The organism is Streptomyces sp. MnatMP-M17, assembly GCF_900091995.1.
Lineage (GTDB): Bacteria > Actinomycetota > Actinomycetes > Streptomycetales > Streptomycetaceae > Streptomyces.
This window is the reverse complement of sequence record NZ_FMDK01000205.1, coordinates 1-4,118: the sequence shown is the minus strand read 5'-3', so window position 1 is coordinate 4,118 and position 4,118 is coordinate 1. Positions and strand designations below refer to the sequence as shown.

3 protein-coding genes and 1 pseudogene are annotated in these 4,118 nt (G+C 69.5%); 2 read left to right on the top strand and 2 right to left on the bottom strand.

All coding sequences use genetic code 11. From position 1 onward, the window contains the following. A pseudogene (locus tag GA0115259_RS10100) lies at positions 1-715 on the bottom strand (hypothetical protein); the annotation flags it as partial. 330 nt (positions 716-1,045) lie between these two features. Between GA0115259_RS10100 and GA0115259_RS10090 the strand changes: the two are divergent. Together GA0115259_RS10090 and GA0115259_RS10085 are read left to right on the top strand one after the other, a co-directional pair. Next, complete coding sequence (locus GA0115259_RS10090; RefSeq protein WP_093594030.1) at positions 1,046-1,270, top strand: Pycsar system effector family protein; 225 nt, start codon at positions 1,046-1,048, stop codon at positions 1,268-1,270. A gap of 91 nt (positions 1,271-1,361) precedes the next feature. Beyond that, complete coding sequence (locus GA0115259_RS10085) at positions 1,362-1,853, top strand: hypothetical protein (RefSeq protein WP_093594027.1); 492 nt, start codon at positions 1,362-1,364, stop codon at positions 1,851-1,853. 230 nt (positions 1,854-2,083) lie between these two features. Here the strand turns inward: GA0115259_RS10085 and GA0115259_RS10080 are convergent, their stop codons facing one another. Further along, positions 2,084-3,868: a SpoIIE family protein phosphatase gene (locus GA0115259_RS10080; RefSeq protein ID WP_093594024.1), complete on the bottom strand. Its 1,785-nt coding sequence runs from the start codon at positions 3,866-3,868 to the stop codon at positions 2,084-2,086. Positions 3,869-4,118 lie beyond the last annotated feature (250 nt).

Here is a 4,118-nt window from a genome sequence, read left to right as displayed (position 1 = left end):
CCAGCCACTGGCGGCCGTCCCAGGTGCTGACGGCGGGTATTCCGCTGGTGCAGTTGGACTGGCTGCCGTACGCCGGTCCGAGCGCGGCTCCCGCGTAGAAGGGCGTGGTGTCGTTCCAGCGGCTCAGCGGCGTCGACGACGGCGCCTTTCTGACGCGGACCTCGGTGCCGTCGGCAGCGGCGGCGCCCTGCCGCGCGACGGCCGGCGAGGCGAAGTAGCGCTCCGCGGCCTTCGGATCGTCCACGGCGAGCTCGATGGTGCCGCCGTCGACCGAACTGCCCGCCAGAGTCACCTCGAAGGGCAGATCCGAGCGGCTGGTGATCGCGTCGATCTCCTTCCTGAGCTGTTGCCGGGACTTCTCGCCCTTGACCACATTGATCAGTCCGGTGTCGACCTCGGGATTGGCCTTGTGCACCGCGGCCACGAAGTTCCGGCCCTGGCGCAGATCGGTCAGATAGACATTGACCGAGCGGTAGTCGGCGGCCATCTCGACCTGTGTGTAGATGTCCTTCCGGGGCCCTTGTCCCACCTGGGCCACCGCGTCGGCGGCCAGTCTCAGTGGTTCGAGCACCTCGGCCTGCCGCTCCGGCGTCATGGCCGCCACCGCCTCCACGGAGAGCGGCCCGGGCGTCTCCGCCTGTGCGGAGACCGCCAGGAGCGGCAGCAGGGCGAGCGCCCCCGCCACCGCGATGGCGCGGCGAATCGCTTTGTTCATCTGTCCCCCCTCATGGACCTCGTGCGCACGAGGTCGCAATCTGAGGGGACAGAAAGTACTGAGAGGCGCATCGGGCGACAAGGACTGTTTAAAGCCGAAGCCACGCCATGTGTCCGGAAGGCAGAACGGGCGTATGCCCGACTCGTGGTTGTCCAGGGTGCTCGCCGCCGTACGCCGGCCCGCAGCCCTCCCCGCTCCGGTGCCGTCCCCGCCGGAGGAGGCCGCCCTGGAGTACGCCTCCACGCTCCTCGCCGAAGCGCGCTCCGAGGTCGACCGGGCCGACAACAAGGCCCAGATCCTGCTGGCGGCGCCGCCACCGGCGGTTCGACGGTGGAGTACTTCGGCGACGCCGCCGAATACGGCACCGATGCCGAACTGGGCGCCGCGATAGGCCGGTCGGCCACCGCCCGACTGGAATTGACGATCAGTCAGCTACGTCAGGTCAGTCTGATCGTGGCCCTGAAATACCGGGCCGTGGCGGGCTCGATGTGGCTGCTCGTCGCGGCTCTCGGCTGCTGCGGCGGCGCGGTTCTGCTGGACCGGCTCGTCCGCTGAGAAGTTCGCCCGATGGCATCTTCTGATGTGGTGCTGCAGGCCGCCGGTGCCTACGGTCCACTCCTCGGAACTGAAACTGAGGAGCACGGACATGTACGGACCGGAGAACATGGCCGGAACCGCCGACACCACCGAACTGCTCACCCGTGGCGCACAGGGCGACAGCGCGGCCTTCACCGAACTGGCCGGCCGCCACCGGGCCCGGCTCCTGGGCCTGTGCCGGCTCATCACCTGTGACAACGTCCGTCCCGATCCCCGAGTGGCCCGAGGCGTGGTGACCGGAGGCGTGATGTCCGTGGTGTTTGTCGCCGGCCCGGCCGTCGTGCTCCTTGGACTCGCTCTCGCCCTCGTGGTGCCCGGCGCGGTCGGCAGGGTGCGCCTGCTTCAGCTCATGGATGAGATAGCCCGCTTCGAGCGTCCGTACCGCCGTGTTCAGCGCCGAGCCCGGCGCCTTGCGGGCACGCTCGGCTCCGGCGGCCGGCTGTTTGCCCGTACGCTCGAAGCCCTCGCCCCCGAAGCCCGCCGAGCCCGGTCCAGCCGCTCCTGCTCACGCATCTGCTCCAGATTCAGCCGGCTGCTGTAGCCCTCGATGTCCAGGGCGAGCACAACCCGGGTGATACCGGGAGACACCAGCGCCATCACCGCTCCTGTCCGACGGCCGGAGCTGCCGGACGTCGACGTACCGAAGTCCACGGCCAGCACATTCTCCGAACGCTCCGGCTCCCGCGCATCCACGTCGTTGATGAGCACGGCAATTGGATTCCGGCCGACGGCGTTTTGTTCCCGGCCCTCGCAAGATCTTCGCCACGGACCTCAGACGCGGTACGCCGTACGGAGCAGCGAGCCGCTCTCCGGACCCTGTCCGTGGGTGCGGGCCAGCAGGAGGGCGATGTCGTCATGCGACGGCTGCGGCATCACCGAGTCGGGGAGGGCGACGCCGGATTCGCGGCGAGGATTCCGTGTCATTGCGGCGATCACCTCCGAGCAGAGCTCCTCCAGCGGGACCTCGGGATGTGCGAGGGCGGCACCGAGCCGGCTCAGGCCCTCGTCCAGATCCGCGTCACGGGACTCGATGAGCCCGTCGGTGTAGAGGGCGATGGTGCTTCCCTCGGACAGTTCCATCGAGAAGGACTCGTACGAGGTGAGTCCCATGCCGATCGGTGTCCCGGCGGGCAGGTCCGGGAAGGTGACGCCGCCGTCCGGGTGGATCACCGCGGGCGGCGGATGTCCGGCCCGTGCCATGGTGCAGATCCGGGTGGCGGGATCGTAGACGGCGTACACACAGGTGCCGCCCATGGTCTGGGACCAGAGACCGAGGCCGTCGCCCTCCGCGCTGTCCTCCCCGCTGTCCTGCTCGGTCAGGCGGACGACGAGTCTGTCGAGTCTGGCGAGCAGTTCATGGGGCGGCAGATCCAGCTCGGCGAGAGTGCGTACGACCGTACGGAACTGTCCCATCCGCGCCGCGGCGTTGATGCCGTGGCCGACGACATCACCCACCACCAGCCCGATCCGGCCGCTGGGCAGGTGGATGGCGTCGAACCAGTCGCCTCCGACGCCCTCGTGTGTGTCCGCCGGCAGATAGCGCGATGCCACCTCGACCGCTTCGCCTCCCGCGAGATGCCGGGGAAGGAGATTGCGCTGGAGCGCGAGCGAAGCGGCCCGCTCACGGGTGAAGCGTCGGGCGTTGTCCAGACTCAGCGCCGCCCGCCCGGCGAGTTCCTCGAACAGGAGCAGGTCGTCCCGGGAGAACGCCATCCGGTTGTCGTTACGGACGAACACGGCCTCACCGAGGAGTGTCCCGCGCGCCTGGAGAGGGACGATGACCAGGGAGTGCATACCGGTCGCGCGAATGGTCCGCAGCCGGTCCGGATCCTGGTCGACCCAGGTGCCCGGAGAGATGTCGAGGACCGGCTCGTAGTAGGACTCCCGCGAGGACAGGGCGTGGGTGAACGGGGACGACGGAGGAACGAGGACCACGTCTCCGACATCCCACAGGGACTCCCGCATGTCCGGATGGATCGAGGCCGCTCCCGCGCGGCGGAACACCGGAACGCGCTGGTCGGGCGAGGTGAGCCGCTGGATGGGCTCGCCGCCGAGCGGAACCGATTCGGCCAGATCGACCGTGATGTAGTCGGCCAGCCGTGGCACCGCGAAATCGGCCAGTTCCTGGGCGGTCTTCATGACATCGAGGGCGGTGCCGATGCTCTTGCTGGCCTCACTGAGGACAAGGAGATGCTTACGGCCGTCGGATGTGCCGATGTCCGTGGCCGTCACGAACCAGTCGGTTCTGCCGCGGCCGGACAAAGGGAAGGCCTCGACGGTCGCCCGGACGCTCTTCCCGTCCTTCCCGCGGAGCTCCGTCGTCCCCGACCATGGCTCCCGCAGCCGTGCCCGCCCGGCCCACTCCGACAGGTCCCGGGCCGTGAGGCCCGGCATCAGCAGCAGCGCGGCGGAGCGCCCGACCACCTCTGCGGCGCTGTGTCCCAGCAGCTCCTCGGCCGCCGCCGTCCAGCCCGTGATGGTTCCCTGGGTGTCGATCACCGCCACCGCCGTGCCCACCGGAGTGGGCTCTGATATCCCGGCTGTGGAGTCGGCCATCACCTGCCTCCGATCGCGTCTCTCGCCGAGACCGGTCGAATTCCCGCCGACAACTCTCGGCCCGCGGGCAGCTGCACCGAAGGAGCCGTTCGGCCTGCGTGGTCACCCAGCCTAGCAAGATCAATGAGAGCCATTTCAGAGCCGAATCACTGGCTGCTGGGCCTGGCCGTCAGCGTTCTGCGCCTCACATCCCCGGCACGGCCGCGACGCGGCCGTGCCGGGGTGCCGGGCGGGCTGCGTCGGCCGGCCG